The sequence below is a fragment of the Arthrobacter sp. YD4 genome, assembly GCF_030410515.1.
Taxonomy (GTDB): domain Bacteria; phylum Actinomycetota; class Actinomycetes; order Actinomycetales; family Micrococcaceae; genus Arthrobacter.
The window spans coordinates 1-20,385 of sequence record NZ_JAUHHD010000001.1; the positions used below are offsets into that span (position 1 = coordinate 1).

Annotated in this window: 16 protein-coding genes; 7 read left to right on the top strand and 9 right to left on the bottom strand. The window is 59.2% G+C overall.

Annotation, left to right across the window (positions count from 1 at the left end; translation table 11 throughout):
- Nucleotides 1-277 precede the first annotated feature (277 nt).
- The 4 genes from QWJ39_RS00005 (at nucleotide 278) to QWJ39_RS00020 (ending at nucleotide 4,757) form a co-directional block, all read left to right on the top strand.
- Complete coding sequence (locus tag QWJ39_RS00005; protein WP_290256455.1) at nucleotides 278-1,324, top strand: glycosyltransferase family 1 protein; 1,047 nt, start codon at nucleotides 278-280, stop codon at nucleotides 1,322-1,324.
- 71 nt (nucleotides 1,325-1,395) lie between these two features.
- Nucleotides 1,396-2,379: a GDP-mannose 4,6-dehydratase gene (locus QWJ39_RS00010; protein ID WP_290255659.1), complete on the top strand. Its 984-nt coding sequence runs from the start codon at nucleotides 1,396-1,398 to the stop codon at nucleotides 2,377-2,379.
- Nucleotides 2,376-3,401 carry a GDP-mannose 4,6-dehydratase gene (locus tag QWJ39_RS00015; RefSeq protein ID WP_290255660.1) on the top strand — a complete coding sequence of 342 codons (1,026 nt, stop codon included), beginning with the start codon at nucleotides 2,376-2,378 and terminating at the stop codon, nucleotides 3,399-3,401. Before QWJ39_RS00010 ends, QWJ39_RS00015 begins: the two co-directional genes overlap by 4 nt.
- A gap of 54 nt (nucleotides 3,402-3,455) precedes the next feature.
- On the top strand, nucleotides 3,456-4,757 hold the full coding sequence (locus QWJ39_RS00020) for a hypothetical protein (RefSeq protein ID WP_290255661.1): 1,302 nt from the start codon (nucleotides 3,456-3,458) through the stop codon (nucleotides 4,755-4,757).
- 195 nt (nucleotides 4,758-4,952) lie between these two features.
- On the opposite strand, the gene QWJ39_RS00025 is transcribed toward QWJ39_RS00020, so the two are convergent.
- A complete protein-coding gene (locus QWJ39_RS00025; protein WP_290255662.1) occupies nucleotides 4,953-6,188 on the bottom strand; it encodes a glycosyltransferase family 4 protein in 1,236 nt (411 codons plus the stop codon).
- A 2-nt stretch (nucleotides 6,189-6,190) separates the two neighbouring features.
- Entirely contained in the window at nucleotides 6,191-7,216 is a 1,026-nt protein-coding gene (locus tag QWJ39_RS00030; RefSeq protein WP_290255663.1) for a polysaccharide biosynthesis protein, read from the bottom strand.
- 153 nt (nucleotides 7,217-7,369) lie between these two features.
- Between QWJ39_RS00030 and QWJ39_RS00035 the strand changes: the two genes are divergently transcribed.
- The 3 genes from QWJ39_RS00035 to QWJ39_RS00045 all read left to right on the top strand — a co-directional run bounded on the left by QWJ39_RS00035 (nucleotide 7,370) and on the right by QWJ39_RS00045 (nucleotide 10,698).
- Nucleotides 7,370-8,110 carry a glycosyltransferase family 2 protein gene (locus QWJ39_RS00035; RefSeq protein ID WP_290255664.1) on the top strand — a complete coding sequence of 247 codons (741 nt, stop codon included), beginning with the start codon at nucleotides 7,370-7,372 and terminating at the stop codon, nucleotides 8,108-8,110.
- Nucleotides 8,110-8,529 carry a DUF2304 family protein gene (locus QWJ39_RS00040; RefSeq protein ID WP_290255665.1) on the top strand — a complete coding sequence of 140 codons (420 nt, stop codon included), beginning with the start codon at nucleotides 8,110-8,112 and terminating at the stop codon, nucleotides 8,527-8,529. The genes QWJ39_RS00035 and QWJ39_RS00040 overlap by 1 nt, the downstream gene beginning before the upstream one ends.
- Nucleotides 8,530-8,790: 261 nt before the next feature.
- Entirely contained in the window at nucleotides 8,791-10,698 is a 1,908-nt protein-coding gene (locus QWJ39_RS00045; protein ID WP_290255666.1) for a hypothetical protein, read from the top strand.
- Nucleotides 10,699-10,875: 177 nt separating this feature from the next.
- On the opposite strand, the gene wecB is transcribed toward QWJ39_RS00045, so the two are convergent.
- From wecB to glf, 7 genes are all read right to left on the bottom strand, one after another.
- Nucleotides 10,876-12,033, bottom strand: coding sequence for a UDP-N-acetylglucosamine 2-epimerase (non-hydrolyzing) (gene wecB / locus QWJ39_RS00050; RefSeq protein ID WP_290255667.1), 1,158 nt, complete (start codon nucleotides 12,031-12,033; stop codon nucleotides 10,876-10,878).
- Nucleotides 12,030-13,121 (bottom strand): NAD-dependent epimerase/dehydratase family protein, encoded by a 1,092-nt coding sequence (locus tag QWJ39_RS00055; protein WP_290255668.1) that lies wholly within the window; start codon nucleotides 13,119-13,121, stop codon nucleotides 12,030-12,032. The genes wecB and QWJ39_RS00055 overlap by 4 nt, the downstream gene beginning before the upstream one ends.
- 26 nt (nucleotides 13,122-13,147) lie before the next feature.
- Nucleotides 13,148-15,130, bottom strand: a complete 1,983-nt coding sequence (locus QWJ39_RS00060) for a DUF6541 family protein (RefSeq protein WP_356902427.1) — start codon at nucleotides 15,128-15,130, stop codon at nucleotides 13,148-13,150.
- A gap of 255 nt (nucleotides 15,131-15,385) precedes the next feature.
- Nucleotides 15,386-16,111 (bottom strand): ABC transporter ATP-binding protein, encoded by a 726-nt coding sequence (locus QWJ39_RS00065; protein WP_290255669.1) that lies wholly within the window; start codon nucleotides 16,109-16,111, stop codon nucleotides 15,386-15,388.
- Entirely contained in the window at nucleotides 16,112-16,993 is an 882-nt protein-coding gene (locus tag QWJ39_RS00070; protein WP_290255670.1) for an ABC transporter permease, read from the bottom strand.
- Nucleotides 16,990-19,011: a glycosyltransferase gene (locus QWJ39_RS00075; protein WP_290255671.1), complete on the bottom strand. Its 2,022-nt coding sequence runs from the start codon at nucleotides 19,009-19,011 to the stop codon at nucleotides 16,990-16,992. Before QWJ39_RS00075 ends, QWJ39_RS00070 begins: the two co-directional genes overlap by 4 nt.
- Nucleotides 19,008-20,195 carry a UDP-galactopyranose mutase gene (gene glf / locus QWJ39_RS00080; RefSeq protein ID WP_290255672.1) on the bottom strand — a complete coding sequence of 396 codons (1,188 nt, stop codon included), beginning with the start codon at nucleotides 20,193-20,195 and terminating at the stop codon, nucleotides 19,008-19,010. The genes QWJ39_RS00075 and glf overlap by 4 nt, the downstream gene beginning before the upstream one ends.
- Nucleotides 20,196-20,385: the final 190 nt, after the last annotated feature.

The following is a 20,385-nucleotide window of genomic DNA, read 5'->3' on the forward strand; positions in this document are numbered from 1 at the left end:
GGAAACACCGCACAAAACTTCCAAGGCGGCCGCATCGACTCGTCCCCCACCACCGGCACCAAAACCACCCTCACCCGATGACCCACCCACAACACAAATTCACGCCCCATCGCCGGCCCCAGCAAGTGCCGCTCCCAACGAACGTGCACTGCGGCGGGCCTCATACACCGCAGGCTAAGCTTGACTGATGCGCGAAGATCAAATGACCGACGGGCCCACTCCCACTAACCGACCTCTCCGAGTCGCAATCGCGATGTTGACGTTGGTCCCCGGGGCGATGGGTGGTGGCGAAACTTACGCTCGCGGGTTGCTCCGCGGGCTGGCCAGCACCAAGGGAGTCGCCGCGACGACCTTCGTTAGCGGAGTAGGGAAGGGTTTCTCCGGTGAGATACCCGAAGTGGTGTGCCCGGAAGTTTCGGGCGGGCCGTCGTCCAAGGAGAGGATCAAGACACTCCTCCAGGGCTTCCTACATCGCAAAGGACTCGTGGCGAGAATGGAAGGCAACGACGTTTTCCACGTTCCTTTCGCCGTCAATCTTCCCTCTCCGCCGCGGTCCATGGCGACTGTGCAGTCTCTTTGCGACGTCCAGCACCGTGACCTTCCGCACCTCTTCAGCCGCGTGGAGCGGATCTACCGGAGTTTCTTCTATGAGCGCGCGGCGCGAAAGGCCGACGCCGTCGTGACCATCAGCGATTTCGCCAAACGCACGATCGTCGAACACCTGGGAATTGCACCCGAGAAGGTCTTCACCGCACACTTGGCCGTCGACTCGGAACAGTTCACCCCCAATATCGGCGAAAGAGAAAATTTCATCTTTTATCCGGCCCGGGGGTGGGCGCATAAGAACCACACGGTGCTCTTTGAAGCAATGAGACTCTTGATGACGGAGCGGCCGGAGCTCACGCTCGTGCTGACGGGAGGGGGCTTGGAAGGCCTCACCAATGTTCCCGCGAACGTCGACGTCAAGGGTCTGGTTCCGTTTCAGGAGCTTCTTGAGCTCTACCGAAAGGCTAAATGCCTCGTTTTTCCGAGCCTCTACGAAGGGTTCGGCCTTCCTCCTTTGGAAGCCATGGCATCCGGTTGCCCGGTGGCCTCATCCACTGCGGGTTCACTCCCGGAAGTGTGTGGCGACGCGGCCGTGATGTTCGATCCTCACTCGCCCCGGGCCATCGCCGACGCAATCGTCGAAGCCATTGGGCGGACCTCCGAGCTTCAAGCCAAGGGGTTTGAGCAAGTTCGGAGGTTTACGTGGGAAAAATGCGCCGAAGCTCACGAAGCGGCCTATCGCTACGCTGTGCAGCAGCGCGCTCTCACAAAGGTTTAACTCAACAGGTCTCCGGTGGTCACCCTATATAGTGGCTGTGCGTGACTCTTCGACTTAAAGGAAATTCCCCCATGCCTCGTGCGCTCATTACCGGCATCACCGGTCAGGACGGTCTCTATCTTGCGGAGCTCCTGCTCTCCAAGGGATACGAAGTTTTCGGCCTCATCCGGGGACAGAACAACCCGAAATACGAGCTCGTTAGCAAGACTGTTCCCGGCGTGAAGCTCCTGACCGGGGACCTCACCGACGTCTCCTCGCTGGTCCGCGTCCTAGGCATCGCCCAGCCCGACGAAATCTACAACCTGGGCGCCATTTCCTTCGTAGCGTACTCGTGGGAAAACGCGTCCATGACGTCGGACGTCACTGGAAAGGGCGTCCTGAACATTCTCGAGGCCACCCGCTTGTACGCTGGTGACGATGTGAGCAAGGTCCGGTTCTATCAGGCCTCCTCTTCGGAGATGTTCGGCAAGGTCCAGCAAGTTCCGCAGAAGGAGGAGACCCTCCTTTGGCCGCGCTCCCCTTACGGCGTTGCGAAGGTCTTCGGTCACTACATGACGATCAACTACCGCGAGTCCTACGGAATGCACGCATCCAGTGGCATCCTGTTCAACCACGAGTCTCCCCGGCGCGGCCCTGAGTTCGTTACCCGCAAAGTGTCCCAGGCTGTTGCGCGCATCAAACTCGGCCTGCAAGATGAGATCGTCCTGGGGAACTTGGATGCCAAGCGGGACTGGGGCTTCGCGGGCGACTATGTCGAGGCTATGTGGCTGATGCTGCAGCAGCCGGAAGCAGATGACTACGTCATCTCTACGGGCGAAACCCACTCCATTGAAGAGCTCCTCGAGGCCGCATTCGCTGCAGCCGGGCTGGAAGACTGGCGTCGTTACGTCCGCCAAGACCCCAGGTTCATGCGCCCTGCCGAAGTTGACCTGCTCATTGGCGATGCTACGAAAGCACAGCGCGTTCTGGGCTGGAAGCCAAAGGTTTCCTTCAATGAGCTGGTAACCATGATGGTCGAGAGCGACCTTGTGGAACAGCGGTTGCTCGCCAAATGACGCTGGAGTCATCCCGTGGCGGGTCCGGCCACCCCCAGAGAGCACTGGTGACTGGGATCTCGGGCCAGGACGGGTCCTACTTGGCCGAGCAGCTGGTCGAAGCCGGCTGGGACGTCCACGGGATGGTTCGAGCCGAGGATGCCAATCCTCGGCAGCACGAGGCCGGCGGCGTGACGCTCCACGAAGGAGATCTTTCGGACCCGTTACGCCTCGCCGAGCTAATTGGCGGCCTTGCCCCGGACACTATTTTCAACCTTGGTGGAATCAGTTCCGTGGCCGCGTCATGGGAACGACCCTATGAGACAGTTGTCAGCACCGGCGCCGCTGCAGTGGCAATGCTCGAAGCTGCTTGGCAACTTCAACAGCGCACGGGGCGCGAGATCAGGTTCCTTCAGGCATCGAGTGCCGAGATTTTCGGTCAAGCCAAAGAAGTGCCCCAAAATGAGGGCACCCCCCTGAGGCCGATCACGCCCTATGGTGCGGCCAAGGCGCTGGCCCATCATGCCGTGGGCACGTACCGGGCCCGGGGACTCTTCGCCAGTTCTGCCGTCCTTTATAACCACGAGTCACTTCGCCGGCCGTCGAGCTTCGTTACTCGTCGGATCACTCTAGGTGTGGCCGCCATCGCGCTTGGACTCAAGGAACGCCTGAGCCTTGGAAATCTTGACGCAGTCCGAGACTTCGGATGGGCCCCGGACTACGTCGACGCCATGGTTCGCATTGCTTCTGCCGAAGAGCCGGAGGACTTTGTGGTGGCCACGGGAGTCTCACGCAGCGTACGGGACTTTGCCGAGGCCGCGTTCCTCGCGGCAGGCGTTTCGGAGGGACTGTCTCTGATCGACGTTAACCCGAAATTCCGTCGTCCAGTGGATGCCCCCGAAATGCGGGGTGACGCCACAAAAATATCCGACACCCTGGGTTGGCGGGCTACCGCGACTTTTGAAGACATTGTGGCGGCTATGGTCCAGCACGACCTTGGCGTTGTTCGAGAACATGGTCTGTCGTCGCTACCCGGAGATTGACTGTTTAGCGATGCCGGCAGCAGAGCCGCTTCATAACTACGTGAAAGACCTGATTTGACGGATATTACCCAATCCTCCGAGTTCGTCCCGGATGACTCCCCCGGCGATGGTGGAAGAATTTCGGCCAAATCCGCAGCCCGCGTAGGAGCGGCATCAATTACGGCGGCCGCGGCCGGAATAGTTATCCTGTTTCTCACAAGCCACGCTTTATCGCCCGCCGATAACGCGGAATTCCTCTCCTTTTGGGCGGCGTTGTTCTTCGTCTGCGGTGTCCTGGGTGGTGTCCAGGCCGAGACAACGAGAGCTGTTGGGGCGGCACGGCTCAAGACTGACTCTGCGACCGCCAAGGGCGCGAGGGTCTTCACGTCCGGGTTGATCGTTGGCCTCGCTGCGGCAGTTGTGATCGCGGCGCTATCGCCACTGCTAACCACCTTCGTGTTCCATCAAGACGCCGCCCTGGTTGTTGCGGCCCTTGTCCTGACAGCCGTTCTTTTTTCCTGCCACGCCACATTGGCAGGTGCCGCCCAAGGTAGCGATCAATGGACGCTGTTTGCCGGTCTGGTGTCCCTTGAAGCACTCTTGCGCCTGGGCGCCATCGCCTTGGCAGCCGTGGCCACTGCCTCCCTTGTTGGCATCGAAATGGCCTGTCTAGCCGCGCTTGCTGCGTGGTTGCTGGTCTTGCTGGTCTCACCCGGCGCCCGGAGCGCTCTAGCGGCCAAAGGCGACGTCGCCCTCCCCCGGTTGCTACAAAACACCGGCCATGCCCTACTGTCGGCGGCATCCTCCGCCGCCCTTATCGTTGCCTTTCCAATTTTGTTGAAGCTGACGACTTCCCCGGCCGACTACGCCCTCTCCGCACCCATACTTTTGGCCATCTCGCTCACAAGGGCACCCATCATGGTCCCTTTGCAGGCGTTTCAAGGCGTGGCATTATCCGAAGTTGTGAAGAACCCACACGACGGATGGAGGACCCTCCGGAAGCCGCTGGGTATCCTCCTTGCGATGGGAGTCGTAGGAGCCATCGCTGCTTGGCTCGTGGGGCCGTGGTTGATGCTCATTTTCGGCCCCAGCTACGCGGTGGCAGGATGGGCGCTGGCGGCACTGACGCTTGCAGCAGTACTGATGGCAGTCCTTACCCTTCTCGGCACGATCGTGATCGGTTTGGGTCAACACCGCGCGTACTCCGCAGGTTGGCTGACGGCCACTGTGGTTGCAGTTGTAATCTTGTTGCTCCCAGCTGGGGTGGAGGTCAGGAGTATCTTCAGCCTGTCGCTCGGGCCTATCGCCGGGATTCTGGTCCACTCCCTGGCCATAGCCCGGATGATTCGCGCCAGAAGAACCGAGTCGGCGTCCTGAAACGTCGCCGAGGTGCCAATAACGTTCGGCACATCTGCGGCATAGGACCGTCCAGCGCACTTCCCCGCCAATAGAACCGACCCCGCCGAAAGCCCGCAGGAGAACCGAGCCGAGCCACAGCCGTGAAAGGCGGGCCCGCAGGAACACTGCTGAGACCGGCGCTGCGGCATGCTGAAAAGCTGCCAGTGCAACTAATCAAGCCGGTGAGAGGAGAAATTTCTTCAGCCGGCCCAGGACAATGCTCCGCTCTAGGTTGGCAAAGTGGTAGGCCTTACCACTTTCGCCAAGACGCCGACGGTCCTCGGCTGACAGTTCGTAAAGCCGTCGGATATTGTCCGCCAAAGCTTCGCTGTCGCCGGCCGGTCCAACGAGGCCGCATTGAGCCTGGTCTTCCACGAGAGAGCGAACTTCGCCATCCATGGCGAGAGCGAGCGGCCGTCCGGACGCAATGTATGACATGACCTTTGCCGGTATGGTCGCCTCCAGCAGGTCGCTCTTCACCAGGCAACCAACCAGGACGTCCGCGAGTGTGGTGTACTTGGGAACATCGGTGACGGGGTGATGACCCTCAAACCGAAAAACGTCCTCGAGACCGCGATCCTTGACCTGTTGCTCGACGTCGTTTCGGCTCATGCCGTCCCCGACGATGATCCAAGAGATACCGGTGAGGCCTTCCCTTTTGAGAAGTGCAGCCGCCTCGATCATGGTTTCGAACGACTGAGCCGGGCTGATGTTCCCCGTAAAGACAACTTTGAACCCGTCACCGAGTCGTGAGGCCAAATCCTCGTCAATGATTTCCCGTTCGTACAGGCTTTCGCATGCCTGCGGAACGACCGCCAGACGATCGTCCGGCAGACCGCTAATACTCTGAATCTTTGCTCGCATCTGTTCAGACAAGACAATGATTTTGTCGGGCTGGCGGTAGTGCCAGTGGGAGACTCGCTCGACCAGGCGGCGCAAGAAACGGTTCTTAATGTCCAGAACAGAGAAAAGATTTTCCGGCCAAAGGTCGAGCACATACATTGTCGACTCGATACCGCGAAGCTTCGACACAAGTATACCCGTGATTGACATCATTACCGGCGAAAGCTGATAAAGGAAGATCTTGTCGTATCTTCCGAAGAGCAACCGTGGCAGATGCAAAAGGCTGCCCAGCGGAAAGGATACGTAATTCAAGAAAATACGCAGGCTGGAATTATCGCCCCGCGGAATTTCCGGGGCCCGGTAAATCTTGAGGCCCTTGTGATTCTCTTTGTAGGGTCCCCGCCACGTGTAGCCTGGGAAGAGCGATCCCTGCGGATAGTTAGGCAATCCGCAGAGTACCTCCACATCCACATCTGACTCGACCAGAAAATCGCAAATATCATTGATGCGAAAACCTTCAGGCCAGAAGTGCTGCCCGACTACAAGTACCTTGGGGCGAGATGTCATTCTTAGGGGACCGGAGTGATGGACGGCAGGAGTTCCTGTACATAATCCGTCGTCTTGATCTTTTCGATGATTTCATCGACGGTCAACTGCTGCGTGTTGTGTGAGGTGTATTCCTCGAGTTCTTCGTTGACAATGTCACCAGAATCCACAAACTTCTCGTAATTGAGATCCCTGGTGTCGGCGGGAACGCGGAAGTAGCCGCCAAGGTCCTCGGATTTAGCCCGCTCTTCGCGCGTCAGCAGGGTCTCGTGGGCCTTCTCGCCGTGGCGGGTGCCAATGACGTTGATGTCGACGTCCGAGTTAAAGAGACGCTTCATGGCCGTCGCCAAGTCACCGACGGATGAGGCATCCGCCTTCTGAACGAAGAGATCACCTTGGTTGGCATTTTCAAACGCAAAAAGAACGAGCTCAACGGCTTCATCGAGATTCATCAGGAAGCGCGTCATGTGTGGATCCGTTACGGTCAGGGGCTTCCCTGCTCGTATCTGATCCGCGAACAACGGGATCACCGAGCCGCGTGAAGCCATGACGTTGCCGTAGCGCGTACAGGAGATGAGGGTGTCCGCCGGATCCACGTTGCGCGACTTCGCGATGACAACCTTCTCCATCATCGCCTTGGACGTACCCATAGCGTTGATCGGGTAGGCGGCCTTGTCGGTGGACAGGCAGACAACCTTCTTGACGCCGGCGTCGATGGCGGCGGTGAGCACGTTGTCGGTCCCCAGGACATTGGTGCGAACGGCTTCCATCGGGAAGAACTCGCACGATGGAACCTGCTTCAGAGCTGCCGCATGAAAAATGAAGTCGACGCCGCGGACTGCTTCGCGGACACTCTCGATGTTCCGCACATCCCCGATGTAAAACTTCAATTTGTCGTTGTTGTAAGCCTTCCGCATATCGTCTTGCTTCTTCTCGTCCCGCGAGAAGATCCTGATCTCGCCGATATCGGTGTGCAGGAAGTGCTTCAGTACAGTGTTCCCAAACGAGCCAGTGCCCCCGGTAATCAAAAGTGTCTTGTTCTTGAACAACTTGTCTCCTTGGTCTGCAGGGTGGCTGCGGCAACGAACATGGGCTGCAACCGTTAGATAATACCAGCGCCCCGGGGATGGGGGCGGCCGGAAAGCCCTCCGGAGGCGGGACACGAATTCGGCGCAGATACGTTTCAGCGTAGAATCTGCATCATGCTTAGCCCAGACGCCCGCCATGTGTTAGTGATCATGCCAGCTTGGAACGAAGGCGAAACCGTTGGAAACACGGTCGCCGAAGTGATCAATCTGAACGAAGGCTACGACGTTCTGGTTGTTGATGATGGCTCAACGGACCGAACGGCCGATGTGGCAGCGGCCGCGGGCGCGACCGTCCTCCGCCTCCCCTTCAACATGGGTGTGGGAGGCGCGATGCGCGCCGGGTTCAAGTATGCGGACCGCCACAACTACGACGCCGTCATCCAGGTGGATGCCGACGGTCAACACGATCCGCGGGAGATCTCCTCCGTCTTGGAGGGGCTGGAGTCGGCAGACATCGCCATCGGCGCCCGCTTCGCCTCCAAGGGCGACTATAGAGTTTCCGGTCCCCGGCAGTGGGCGATGGTGTTTTTGGCGGCTGTGATCTCGCGTCTTGCTCGGACGAAGCTTACCGACGTCACGTCGGGGTTCCGTGCCGGGAATAAGAGAGCCATCGCACAGTACTTGGATCACTATCCGGCCGAGTATCTTGGCGACACCATTGATTCGTTGGTAGTTGCGATCAAATCGGGGTGCAGAGTGACCCAGATCCCCGTGGCCATGCGGCCGCGCCAGGGCGGGACGCCCAGCCATAATCCGGCAAAATCTGCCATCTACCTGCTTAGGTCCGTATTTGCCTTACTTTTTGCAATGACACGCAGCCGATCACAGATAGCCGTAGGGGAAAGCAACGCCTGATGGGAAACACACTGCCTCCATTCATCTTCGCCCTCGTCATGGTTGCGATCGTTCTTGAACTGGTCCGCCGCAAGGTGTTCCGTGAGAAATACGCCGCGCTGTGGCTTATCATCGGAGCCAGTGCCCTGGTCCTGGCCGGTTGGCCCGACCTCCTCACTGGCGTCAGCAAGATTGTCGGTATCCAAGTCGCATCGAACTTGCTCTTTGCCCTGTGCATTGTTCTGCTGCTGGGCGTCTGTCTGCATCTTTCGTGGGAACTCTCCGTCGTGGAGGACGAGAACCGCACCCTTGCGGAGGAAGTCGCCATCATGCGCACCGCGGTAGAGCGGCTGGAGCACGATTTCCACGCGTTTTCTACCGCAGGTCCGCAGGGCGAAACGCCGCGACTGGAGACTGGTCCGCAATCACCCAAGGACTAGGGCCTCGCACCACGTAAGGACGCCCATCGCGAACGACGTAGACTCATAGGTGTCTACTCTGTACCTTTTCCGCGCCTTTCGAGGTGCCCTGAATTAACGAAGGTCGTGACATCGGGGGAAATGCCGGCTGACCACGACCGCTAAGGAATCATGCTCAGCCCGGATCTGCACTCAGTTTCATCAGCACCAACCCGGAGTGCGCGCCCGCGCAACCGGCCCACCGGCGGACCAAAAATCTCACTTTCCCAGATACTGCTGCTCTTGGTCATTTCTTTTCTCGCGTTTCTTGCCGTTGTAGCCGTGCGAAACTCTGGAGCACTGACGGGTTGGCGCTTTGGAATTCTCCTGGGTTTCGTCCTGCTCCTCATTCCGACGTCGCGGAGCTTCTCCCAGCGCATTCTTGTTGCCAGTGTCGGCATCGCTGGCTTGGCACCGATTATCTGGTGGTACTCCGGTCCAGTGCCGGGGCTTGACCGCGGCTCCTTCGTTCTGGCGTTAGCGGCTGCCGGTCTTACGGCGTCAGCAGCTTTCTGGATCGTGACACGGCGGCCTCTCCGATCGTTTTTGCCGTATGCAAACGTTGTTGACATTCTGCCTGTCGTAGCGGCCCTCGCTTCTCTTTGGGTGGTTCAGGGATTCATTTCGGTCCGCTCCCCTGAGGAAGCACTTCTGCTTCTCACCAGGTCTTGGGACTTTGCACCCCACTTCAACATGTACGACATGATTCGAAACCATGGGGCGGTCCTGGCCGTCCTCCCGGCCTCCGCGGACGGCAGCCCCTGGTCCGCCGCAACCTACCCTCAAGGGTTCCACTCGCTGTTAGCGACATTGGCGGAAGTTGTCGCCGGTAGCAGACCAGGCGATCCGGGCGAGGAGCTTGTGCTCTTTTGCCGGCTGATCGGGGCGGTTACGATTCTCGGCACAGTGATGGTCATCGCTGGATTGACTTCGCTCCCGGTACTACGGCGGAATTTCCTCGTCACACTGCCGCTTGTCACGATCGTCGCAACGGCCTGGATTGTGGGTCCCGGGTCGATTCCGGTGTTCGGTGCGTTCCCCAACTTCGGGCTGGGTGTGGCTCTCTGCGTGGCGTGCATCGCCATAGTTCAACTGAGGCGGGTCATCCCGCCGTCGCTCGCTTCAGCTGCCCTTACGATGGCTCTGGTGGGAGTGGCCCACGGCTGGATTCTCCTCCTCGTCCTCTGCCTCCCCAGCGTCGCCGTTTACGGATGGCACTTGATTCGACACCGTACGCAGCTAAGGAGTTGGGACGTCACCGTACAGTCCGCCATAGCGGTCGTCGGCGTGGCTGCACTGGGCGCTGCTGTCTGGCAGCTCCACGCGCTCTCCGCTGGCGACGTGCTCACGACGAACGGCGGTATCGCTTTGGCTGACACCGGCGTCGCTGTCCTCTGCGTCATCGCTAACGCTTTTGTTGCCCTCGCCTTCTTCTCGCGGCGCAAGGCCGGAAGCGAGGAGCACAGACACGGGACGCTCACTTCTTTACATGTCCTGGCTACACCGCTCTTCGGGGCGGCCCTCCTGCTGGCGCTTGGCATCTTCCAACTTGTGCAGTCGGGATCTGTGACCTACTACTTCCACAAGTCGTTCCTGGCAGTGGAAATTGTCGCCATCGTCTGCACCGTGATTGGTGTTGCGGAACTCTGGTCGCCGATCCTTCTCAAGAAAAGCGGCCGTAAGACCTTCGTGGCAGCGTCGTTACTGACGACCCTGGGGGCGACTCAGTTTTTTGGACTGCCCTTTACCGGAATGAGCGAGCAAGGGCTCAAGCCCACCGCAAGTGGCGCCACCGCACTCCTTCAGCAAACGACCGCACTTTCGGGACCAATGCCGCCCCTGATTCCCAAGCTTCTCGCCATATCCCGGGTCAAGCAGGAACGAACCTTCATCTACGCCGGCTTCAACGATTTCTTTGACCCCCTCCTAGCGGCGCAGTGGTCCCTGACGCTTCAAGGCAAGTGGACGAACAAGGTCGAACCTGCCATTCCCCTGGTAAGCCCGCTATATAAAGGTCCTTCCAAGGTGCCCAACGCAATGATTGCCATATTGGAGAAAATGCCGGAACTCGATGTCATGGTCGATCCAGAGCTCCTGCCCGAACTGCGGGCTGCATTCCCGGAATATGCCTCCCGGATCATAACTTACTAAAGAGCGCGGGGACCGAAGTAACCTACTAGTCTCCAACAGCCGGGTCCGCCCCGTCCCAATAACAGCAAACGCCCCGCCGGATTATCCAGCGGGGCGTCTGTGTTCGCGACGAAAGTCTTCGACGAGCCGATCAGACTGCGGCTTGGCGAACCATGACGCAGTCGTCCTCAGCGATGGTCAGCGGTTCCTGTCAATGTTGACGAAAATTCCCGTCCGCTGGTGGTGCGTGTGGGCAGTCGACCGAATGAAGTTCACCGTCCGGCGCGACGTATCGCTGATCTGGTAATCAGCGGGAACGACCGGCGGTCCATCGTTCTGGAACTGATCCAAGACAATCTCAATTGCGTCCACGATCGCATCAGCGGTGACACCCGTCGTGATGATGGCCGCAGTGTCGAGCGATTCAGGCCGCTCAATAGCGTCCCTCAGCGTGACGGCGGGGAAGCCGAGCAGTGAGGATTCTTCGCTGATGGTCCCGCTGTCGGAGAGGACCAGCTTTGCTTCCTGCTGGAGCTTCACGTAGTCGTTGAAGCCGAACGGGGGGTGGAAGCGCAGTCCCTCCTTCAGCTCTTCCGGCTGGCTTTCGAGCCTTTTGCGAGTACGCGGGTGGGTCGACACCAGGACCGGAACTTCGTACCGGCGGCTGAGCGTCTGGAGGGCTTTAAGGATCTCTGCCAGACGTTCCGGGCTGTCCACATTCTCTTCGCGGTGAACGCTCACCATGAAGTAGCCGCCTGAGGTGAGGTTCTGCTTCTCAAGAACGTCGCTGCTGGAAATGGCGTCGGCATTACCCTGCAGCACCTCCTTCATCGGAGAACCTGTCAGGAGGATCCTTGAGGGGTGGAGCCCTTCCGCCAGGAGATTGCGGCGGGCGTGTTCGGTGTAGACGAGGTTGTAATCTGCTACGTGATCGACCAGGCGGCGGTTGGTCTCCTCCGGCACGTTCTCATCGAAGCAACGGTTCCCTGCTTCCATGTGGTAGACGGGGATTCTCATACGCTTGGCCATGAGGGCAGAGATGCAACTGTTGGTGTCACCCAAAACAACCATGGCGTCAGGTTTTTCGGCCAGCAGCACTTCCTCGGTCTTGGCCAGTATCGAACCCAATACCGCGCCGAGGGACGACGTGTCGGCTTCAAGGAAGTGGTCGGGCTTCCTCAGCCCGAGGTCCTCGAAAAAAACCTCATTGAGTTCATAATCGTAATTCTGCCCCGTGTGGACCAGCACATGGTCGGTGCTGCGATCAAGCCGTCGGATCGTAGCCGCTAAGCGGATGATCTCGGGTCGTGTTCCTACTATGGTCAGTACTTTTAGCCTGCGGCCAGCGTCGGTCATACTTCCTCCGGGAAGGTGTCGGGAGAGGCTGGGTCAAATATTTCATTGATCCAGAACATGGTATAAAGCTTATCCGATCCAACATTGGTGATGTTATGGGACCACATTGTCGGCATATCGATAGCAACTGGATTTTCACCGGTCACAGGGAACGTCAGAACCTCATTAGAGAACATTTTTCGCATGGCGATTTCGGCGGTACCTGAAAGAACGGTAAATCGCTCGATTTTACGCCGGTGGTAGTGCTGCCCCCGCGTCACGCCTGGCTCCGTGGTAGAGAAAGAGGCCTGCCCCTCCCCGCCAGCGCTGCGGATGACTTCAAAAAAGGCACCTCGGGCGTCTTCCTTCCGATTCAGCATGATGGGAAGCCGCTCGCCGACCAAAAATGACCTATAGGTATTAAACAGATCACGTTCAAATGTATTTGCAATATCCGGAATAGTGCCGTCCGTGTACGAATGGGCCATGGACCCTATCAGTTCCGCAACTTCGCTCACTTTCCTGACTGTTGCCAAATTGTGGGCATCGTCGGGCGCATGAATTCCGAGCAGAACTTCTGCAGCCGTTTGCACGTGCAAAAGCCGCAGTTCTTTATCGTCCTTCACCTCCAGAGGCTTGCCTTCCGAAGCGAGCTGGCAGAAGGTTGCGACGACCGAGTTGTAGAAGGGCTTCCCGTGCTCACCGAAGAGATTCGGAAGCTTTACGTCGACGAAAGTCGCGCCGGCATCTTCGGCTGCCTTCCTAAGAATCCGGCCGGCTTCTTGCTTTCCCTGACCGTAGGGACTCTGGTTGCCGGCCTGGATGGAGTTGGCGTAGACCACCGTGGCTGGAACCGATGTCGCCTCGCCCAGTGCCTTGGCGAGTTGCTGGGCGAATCTCACGTTGCCCTCTCGGACTGCGTCGTCGTCACCGCGGTTGACGCCTGCTATGTGGACAAGGGTTGTAGCCCTCTCCATGAGCCCTGTAGCCGAGCCGATGTCGAACTTGTCTCCGAGAGGCAGAGGCTCCGTCGTCCTGTCCAGGCTATGCGCAAGGACACGGGTGTGCCATCCGAGGAAGCCGTTGCTTCCGGTTAGGGCGATTGTCATGCCGACACTCCTACCACGTTGATGTGTCACTGCCCGCAGGCAGTCAACTTATAGATTTTTGCTTGACCTTGGGAGTCAACAAGACTCGCTACTCCGGAGGCCACAAGGTTATCCAGCCCACGGAACCCGTTGTCTCCCCCGTGGACCTCTTGATGGCCGAAGTCGAGTACGTAGCCAACGTGCAACTTCTGAACGATTGGACAGATCGTCGGATCTGTTTTTGCCGTGTTGAGGCGCGTGAATAGCTCCACGGCTCCCGAGGGAAGTTCGCTTAGCATGTGGAGTTGAACCAGTTTCCTCCCGGTGAATGCATAAGCCAGAGCGCTGCCATTCCAAGGGTTACCTACCAGGACGGCGTCTTGGGGTACCTCGGCGGGTAGTCGATTCATGAGGGTCATTTCGTCCGAAGAGACAAGCGGAGAATCGTTGGCCAGTCGGTAACCGGCCGCTGCCGAGTTCGTTGCTTCACGGACGTTGGCCTGCTGAGTTGCGAGCGTCAACAGACAGATGACCGCCACTGCACCCACGGCCGCTAGAGGCTTAGAGGCCGCCAGCGGAGTCTTACGGCGGCTCCTAGAGGCCAGCCCACGAAGCTGGGGCTCCAGCCAACGGTCCCACCCTCGCACCGCGCCAACGACAGCGAAGGGCAGGAGCACCATCGGCAACAGCGAGGCCAACCGGGGAGGGTCGTTGTACCAGACGCCAGTGAAAAATGTCCGAAGGCTACCGAACGGAAATGACGCCACGATCACGAACAACGACGCGATCACCACGAACATGCCAATGAGCCAGTACTGCTGGCGTCGTCGAATTACTGAGATAAGCCCCGCAACCGCCAGCAACGCCACCGCCCATGACACTGACCGACCGATAGCCGAACTTGTCAGCACCTCGCCGATCGCGCGTCCGGTAGTTTCAATGGGGGGCCAAAAGGCGGCAACCTCAGGAGGTCGCATGGCCTTCCAGAGGACAAGGACGGCGCCCAGGCCGAGCAGCAGCAGTAGTGCCATTCCACCAAGGCGGAGAGCTACATGCTGCGAGCGGCGTCGAATAGCGACAACTCCCCTGAACCATAAGATCAGGAGAGGGGGCAGCAACATGGCCAGGAGTGCCATCGTGCTGCTCGGGTGGGCCAAGGTGAGGCCGGGAAGCACCGAGGCGAAGAGGAGCCATGAGACGGCCGCCGACCCAGAACGCGACCAGCCCAGTCCCAGGGCTTGAATTCCCAATGCTACGGCTATCGGTAGAAGGGCGTTCCCTAGGAAGTTCGGGTAAAGGACCCCGAAGTCCAAGAGCAGGAGCGGAAAAGCGCCGAAAGCTGCAGAGAGAATTCCCGCCGCGACGCTAACGGCTACGCGTTCACCGAGGACCTTGTGCACGAGGAGAATGCACCCGAGAGGCCAAACGATTGAACCGACAATCAAATTGATGACGTTCACTGAAACAGGGATCGATGCACCTGTGGTGACGGCAATCAAAGCTACGAGATCGTGCCAGGCCGCGGGGTAGAAGCCTCCGCCGGTCATGCCGCTAACGGTGATCGATGAACCGGAGCCTGTATCAAGGATGTAACGCACGGCGTTGAGGTGGAAGACATTGTCGAAGGTCTGCGAAAAAGCTTCCGGGCGACCGAAGGCGACGACGAGACGACGTGATATGAGGAATGCCGCTGCAACCAAGGCCAGCGTGTGTCCCCCCACATTCAGCCACTTGATCGGGGTTTGGGTTCGGGGACGTTCAGCCGCCCCAGCTGGAGAGAGCAGTTTCGTAGCCACCCACGCGATAGCGGCAACTATCAGTGCGAATATCCCAACCGGGACAATCGACCACCGCATGTTGATCAAGGGAGCGATCAACGCAGCTACCGCAACAATTGAGACTGTAATGGCCGGCGCGACAGCCAGCAGTGCGATCCCCCGTAGCCTACTGACCCAGCCCACGCAGAGTCCCGGTACAAACAGCACCCCGATCCCCAGGCAAAGATGCGGGACTATCGACCACCATGACACGAAATTCCTCCATAAATTGTCTGGCGCGGGCGAGAAATGGATCGCCGTCGCACCTCCCGAATACTACGTGACTGAGTCCGAACGGTTTCCGCTCCGCCCTGGCAGAGGCCAAAGCGTTTTTGAGGTGACTGTCACCATGCAGGAAGTCGTTCTCAGTCTGGTCAAGCCTCTCCCCTGTCCAAGGGCGGCGGCCGGCAAAGCACACGTCCTGACAACGTCGCACTTCGTCCCCTCAGGTCCCTGAGGTCTTAGCAACTACGAACGCAGCAGGGCCACGGCCTCTTCGATTGGACCGTCGAACATGAGCTTCCCATGCTCGAGGACGACTCCACGCTCACAAATTCGGGAGACCAGATCGAGATCGTGACTAACGACAACCAGGGTTTTTCCGTCGCGGGCGAGTTCCTGGATTTTGCCGATGCACTTTCGCTGAAAAGGTTCATCGCCGACGGCGAGAATCTCATCGATAAGGAAGACCTCGGGATCGGTATGTACAGCCACGGAGAAGGCGAGGCGCAGGTACATGCCGGACGAGTAGAACTTGACCTCGGTATCGATGAACTGGCCGATCTCAGAGAATTCGACGATGTCGTCGAACCGGTCCTTGACCTGCTGCTCGGTCATGCCGAGGATAGCCCCGTTGAGGAAGACGTTGTCCCTGCCCGACAGATCGGGGTGGAAGCCGGCGCCAACCTCAATCAGGCCAGCAACGCGCCCCCGGGTCTTGACCGTGCCCGAGTCGGGCAGCATGACTCCCGAGATGTGCTTCAACAGGGTCGACTTTCCCGAGCCGTTCAGACCCAGCAACGCCACTGTTTCGCCCGCCTGGACTTCCACGGACACGTTCTTCAACGCATGGAACTTTTCGGAAAGGTCGCCTTTCCGCCCCTTCGCCAACCACACCACCGCCTCCTTCAGAGACCTCGTGTGGCGTAGTACGAACTGTTTGCTGATGTTAGATACTTCGATCGCCGTGACCACTCAAAGCTCCTGTGCGAAACGGCCCTCAAGGCGCCGAAAGGTGAATTGACCCAACGCAACGATGACTACCGCAACGACGAGGCCAACCGGCAGCCACAGGCCGAAAAGATTCGGGGGCATCGCTGCCGAACCGTCCGTCGTCGGAAACCAGAACGCGTAGTGGAAAAGCTCCACCCCTATGGTGATTGGGTTCGCTTGATAGATGGCGAAAGCGGTGCTTCCAAGCTTTTGCTCGACCATGGACCACGCGTACATGACCGGGGACGCCCAGGTTGCAACCATCAGTAGCATGTCGACGAGGTTCTCTGAGTCGCGGAAGTAAACATTGGCCGCACCGAAAAGCAGACCCAGCCCAGTCGCCAGCATTCCCACAATGATGAACCCGGCCAGCGCAGCAAGAAGCTGGATCAGATTCGGGTGCCATCCCGCAAAGACGCACCCCACTACGAGGACTACGAGTTGAGGGAAGAAGTGAACTGCCGAGACCCACACGGATGCCACCGGGAACAGCTCGCGTGGAAGGTAGATTTTCTTGATCAAATTGCCATTCATCACGATGGACCGTGCTGCGTTGCCCAGCGCTTCTGAGAAGAAGTTGATTAGTACGATGCCGGAAAACAGGTAGACGGCGTAGTTGGCCAATCCCTCCGGATTTCTGGCACTCCGCTCCAATCCGAGGAAGATACCCAAGGCTACATAAAATACGACGAACTGGACGCCCGGCTTCACATAAGACCAGAGGAGGCCTAGGACAGAGCCTCGGTACCGAACCTTGAGTTCTTTCCGCACCAACAGCTTGAGCAGGAAGCCGGACTGCTTGATATCACGCAGTCCGCCGCCTAATCCTGGGGTCGTCAACTCCCCGGTAGAAATTACGCTCACTTGATCTCATTCTGGGTGTGCTGCTCGAACGTTTTCCGCCACGACTCGATCGACGTCAGCTCATTCATGGAGGCCTTGTACTTCTGGCTCAGGACCCCCCATTCCCGGAGCAGGGCCGCGTGAAGACGACCGCTCTCGGTGAGCATCGTGCGCAGCTGCTTGGGGTCGCGGCGGTACCAGGAGGCACCAGTTCCCTCTGCATTGGTCACGACCGCACTGTCATACTGGGCCATGCGCCACCAGCGGTTGTCTTGGTGGGCTATCGTCGTCTGCGGACGTTCGGAACTGGTACCCGTGACGGGCTTCACCAGCTGCCGGGCGATTGTTTTGGCGGCCCAGGGCAAGAGGGTGATCCGGGAGGGCTGCGAGGGGCCGTGGCCGCGCCGCGGCGGCTTGTCCATCTTCGGTGCCGGGAAGTCCTCGGGATTGGGGCGGAAGACGGCGTCAGAGTGACCGGACATCATGGAGCGGATCTCGGGAAGCTTGGTGGACAGCAGGTCCGGCAAGGCATCCGGGCCCTTCAATACGTCCTGGAGCGCCCACTGCCTACCTTGTGCGGTCGCGTACTGCATCGACACCATGTGCTTTACGTCGCCGAACTGCGACGCCCGGACGACGTCGCCACCGAACTCGTAGGGGCTATGAAGCAGCGCCGCAACGACCCGGTTCCGTGCGTGGAAGTACGCCTGCCAGCCAACGAGGTCATCCTTGTCGATCCAGGACACGTGCCAAACTGCAGAGCCTGGGAGCGAAACCGTGGGGTATCCGTGCGCCTTCGCCCGCAGCCCGTATTCGGCGTCATCCCACTTGATAAACAGGGGAAGTGAGAGCCCGATTTCCTTGATGACCTGCGTGGGAATCAGGCACATCCACCACCCGTTGTAGTCGACGTCGCAACGGCGGTGTAGCCAGGACGTCTGGCGCAGGTTCGACGAGAGGAAGTCATGACCCAGGATCATGTCCTCGCTGGGGAGGGCCGGCTGGAACCGGTAAGGATTCACGACCTCACCGAACGTATGCAGAACCGTCCGGTTGTACAGGTCGAACATGTGCCCGCCAACGAGCGTCGGCGTCTTGCACCGGTCGGCGAAGGTCAGGAGCCGGACAATGCTTTCGGGTTCGACAACGACGTCGTCGTCCATAAGCAGAACATAGTCACTGCCATTTTCGACGGCCTCAAACATCCCTCGGGCAAATCCGCCGGAGCCGCCCAGGTTGGACTGGTTAATGATGCGGAGCTTGCCGCCCAGGGACTCCTTGATGGCTTCGAAACCCTGCGCATCCGAGAGTTTCTGCGTACCCTGATCGACAATCAGGATTTCCTGCACGTGTGCGAGGGCCTCGGAACTGTCGGCCAACAGACGCAGGTTGTTCAGGCAGAAATCCGTCTTGTTCAGGGTGGTGATCTGCAGCGTTACCGAACCGGGCGTCTTCTCGACCCGGGTGCCTTGCCATTCTGCATCGATCATCACGAGGGGCTCGGTTCCAGCCAGCAGATCGAACCAGTACCATCCACCGTCTCCGAAAGGAGCCAGTGACAGTTCAAAGTGGCTCTCCGAGTTTCCCTCTACACGGCGGGTATCCACGCGCTGGAGAGAACCTCTAGCGTTCGACTTATAAACGATGACAGAACCAGTCCCCTGGGTCCGAACCTGCAGGCGCACCTTTTCGACGGTGGTCCACCGACGCCAGTAACTGGCCGGGAAAGCGTTGAAGTACGTGCCGAAGGAGACTCGCTCACCCGAGCGGACGGAAGTGGAATGCCGGGAAAGGAAGTCTTCGACGTGAGCTTCCTTTGTGGGGCTGCTGATGGTTCGCGGCTTGGCCGCCTTGCCGTCTCCATCGCCGATCGTCGGGAGCTGGATTCCGGTGGCAGTGCCCATGTCCATGTACAGGGGCGCTGTGTCCATCTGGCTTGCGCTGGGCAAAATGACGCGCTGGAGAACGCTCCACTGCGCGGCCACGTCCTCCGTTACCGCGTTGGCCTCTTCCTTGTGGTTCGCCGTAGACATGCTCATGCGTCTACTCCTCCGCTTTCAATCGTGGCGCCGGCTTCGAAGTGCGGGCGGATCTTGTTCTCGAACATCGTCAGGGCCGAACCGATGGCCATGTGCATGTCCAGGTACTTGTAGGTGCCAAGGCGCCCACCGAAGAGGACGTCCTTCTCGGCGGCGGCGAGGTCGCGGTACCTCAACAGCCGTTCGCGGTCGGTGGGGGTGTTGATCGGGTAGTACGGCTCGTCGCCCTTCTCGGCCGCACGGGAGAACTCGCGCATGACGACGGTCTTTTCCGTCTGGTAGTCGCGTTCCGGGTGGAAGTGGCGCGGCTCAATGATGCGGGTGTAGGGGACGTCGTCGTCGTTGTAGTTGACTACAGAGGTGCCCTGGAAGTCGCCGACGTCGAGGACCTCTTCCTCGAAGTCGATGGTGCGCCAGGAGAGATCGCCTTCGGCGTAGTCGAAGTAACGGTCCACCGGGCCGGTGTAGACGACCGGAATGTTCCCGACGACCTTGTTCTTGGAGTATTCGTGCGATTCGTCGAAGAAGTCCGTGTTCAGCCGGACTTCTATGTTCGGGTGCTCTGCCATCTTCTCGATCCATGCGGTGTACCCGTTGGTCGGAAGGCCCTCGTACTTGTCATTGAAGTACCGGTTGTCGTAGTTGTACCGCACCGGAAGCCGGGAAATGATGCCCGCGGGCAGGTCCTTGGGGTCCGTCTGCCACTGCTTGCCGGTGTAGTGCTTGATGAACGCCTCGTACAGCGGGCGGCCGATCAGCTGGATCCCCTTGTCGTTGAGGTTCTGCGGATCGGTGCCCGCGAGCTCGCCGGCCTGTTCCTTGATCAGATCCTGGGCCTGGCCCGGGGTCATGTTTGCACGGAAGAACTGGTTGATCGTCGCCAGGTTAATCGGCAGGGAGTAAACCTCGCCCTTGTGGACGCCGTAGACCTTGTGCACGTAATTAGTGAACGTCGTGAACCGGTTCACGTACTCCCACACACGATCGTTGGAGGTGTGGAAGAGGTGGGCACCGTAGCGGTGAACTTCGATTCCGGTCTGCTCCTCCTTTTCGCTGTAGGCATTGCCGCCGATGTGATGGCGGCGGTCGATGACGACGACCTTCAAGCCCAGCTCAGAGGCGGCCTGTTCTGCGATTGTCAGGCCGAAAAAGCCCGACCCTACGATGACGAGGTCAGCGGTCACAAAATCTCCTGGTTTGAATGCGGGCAGCACAGCGTTAGGCAATGTCTGCTGCTCTAGCGTACCCGAGTCAGGCCCTGAAACTGCGTCCGAGCACCGCGACGGGGGCCTCCGCAGTGACCTTGGGTTGTCCACATACCGCTTGTTCGCCCGCCCCGCGCTGTCGACAAACCCTACTCTGGATCGCGGAGGA

Coding starts and splice junctions, on each gene's coding strand:
- QWJ39_RS00075 (WP_290255671.1), bottom strand. CDS start 19,011: ATGAGCATGTCTACGGCGAACCACAAGGAAGAGGCCAACGCGGTAACG.
- QWJ39_RS00010 (WP_290255659.1), top strand. CDS start 1,396: ATGCCTCGTGCGCTCATTACCGGCATCACCGGTCAGGACGGTCTCTAT.
- wecB (WP_290255667.1), bottom strand. CDS start 12,033: ATGACCGACGCTGGCCGCAGGCTAAAAGTACTGACCATAGTAGGAACA.
- QWJ39_RS00025 (WP_290255662.1), bottom strand. CDS start 6,188: ATGACATCTCGCCCCAAGGTACTTGTAGTCGGGCAGCACTTCTGGCCT.
- QWJ39_RS00040 (WP_290255665.1), top strand. CDS start 8,110: ATGGGAAACACACTGCCTCCATTCATCTTCGCCCTCGTCATGGTTGCG.
- QWJ39_RS00005 (WP_290256455.1), top strand. CDS start 278: ATGGGTGGTGGCGAAACTTACGCTCGCGGGTTGCTCCGCGGGCTGGCC.
- QWJ39_RS00015 (WP_290255660.1), top strand. CDS start 2,376: ATGACGCTGGAGTCATCCCGTGGCGGGTCCGGCCACCCCCAGAGAGCA.
- QWJ39_RS00035 (WP_290255664.1), top strand. CDS start 7,370: ATGCTTAGCCCAGACGCCCGCCATGTGTTAGTGATCATGCCAGCTTGG.
- QWJ39_RS00055 (WP_290255668.1), bottom strand. CDS start 13,121: ATGACAATCGCCCTAACCGGAAGCAACGGCTTCCTCGGATGGCACACC.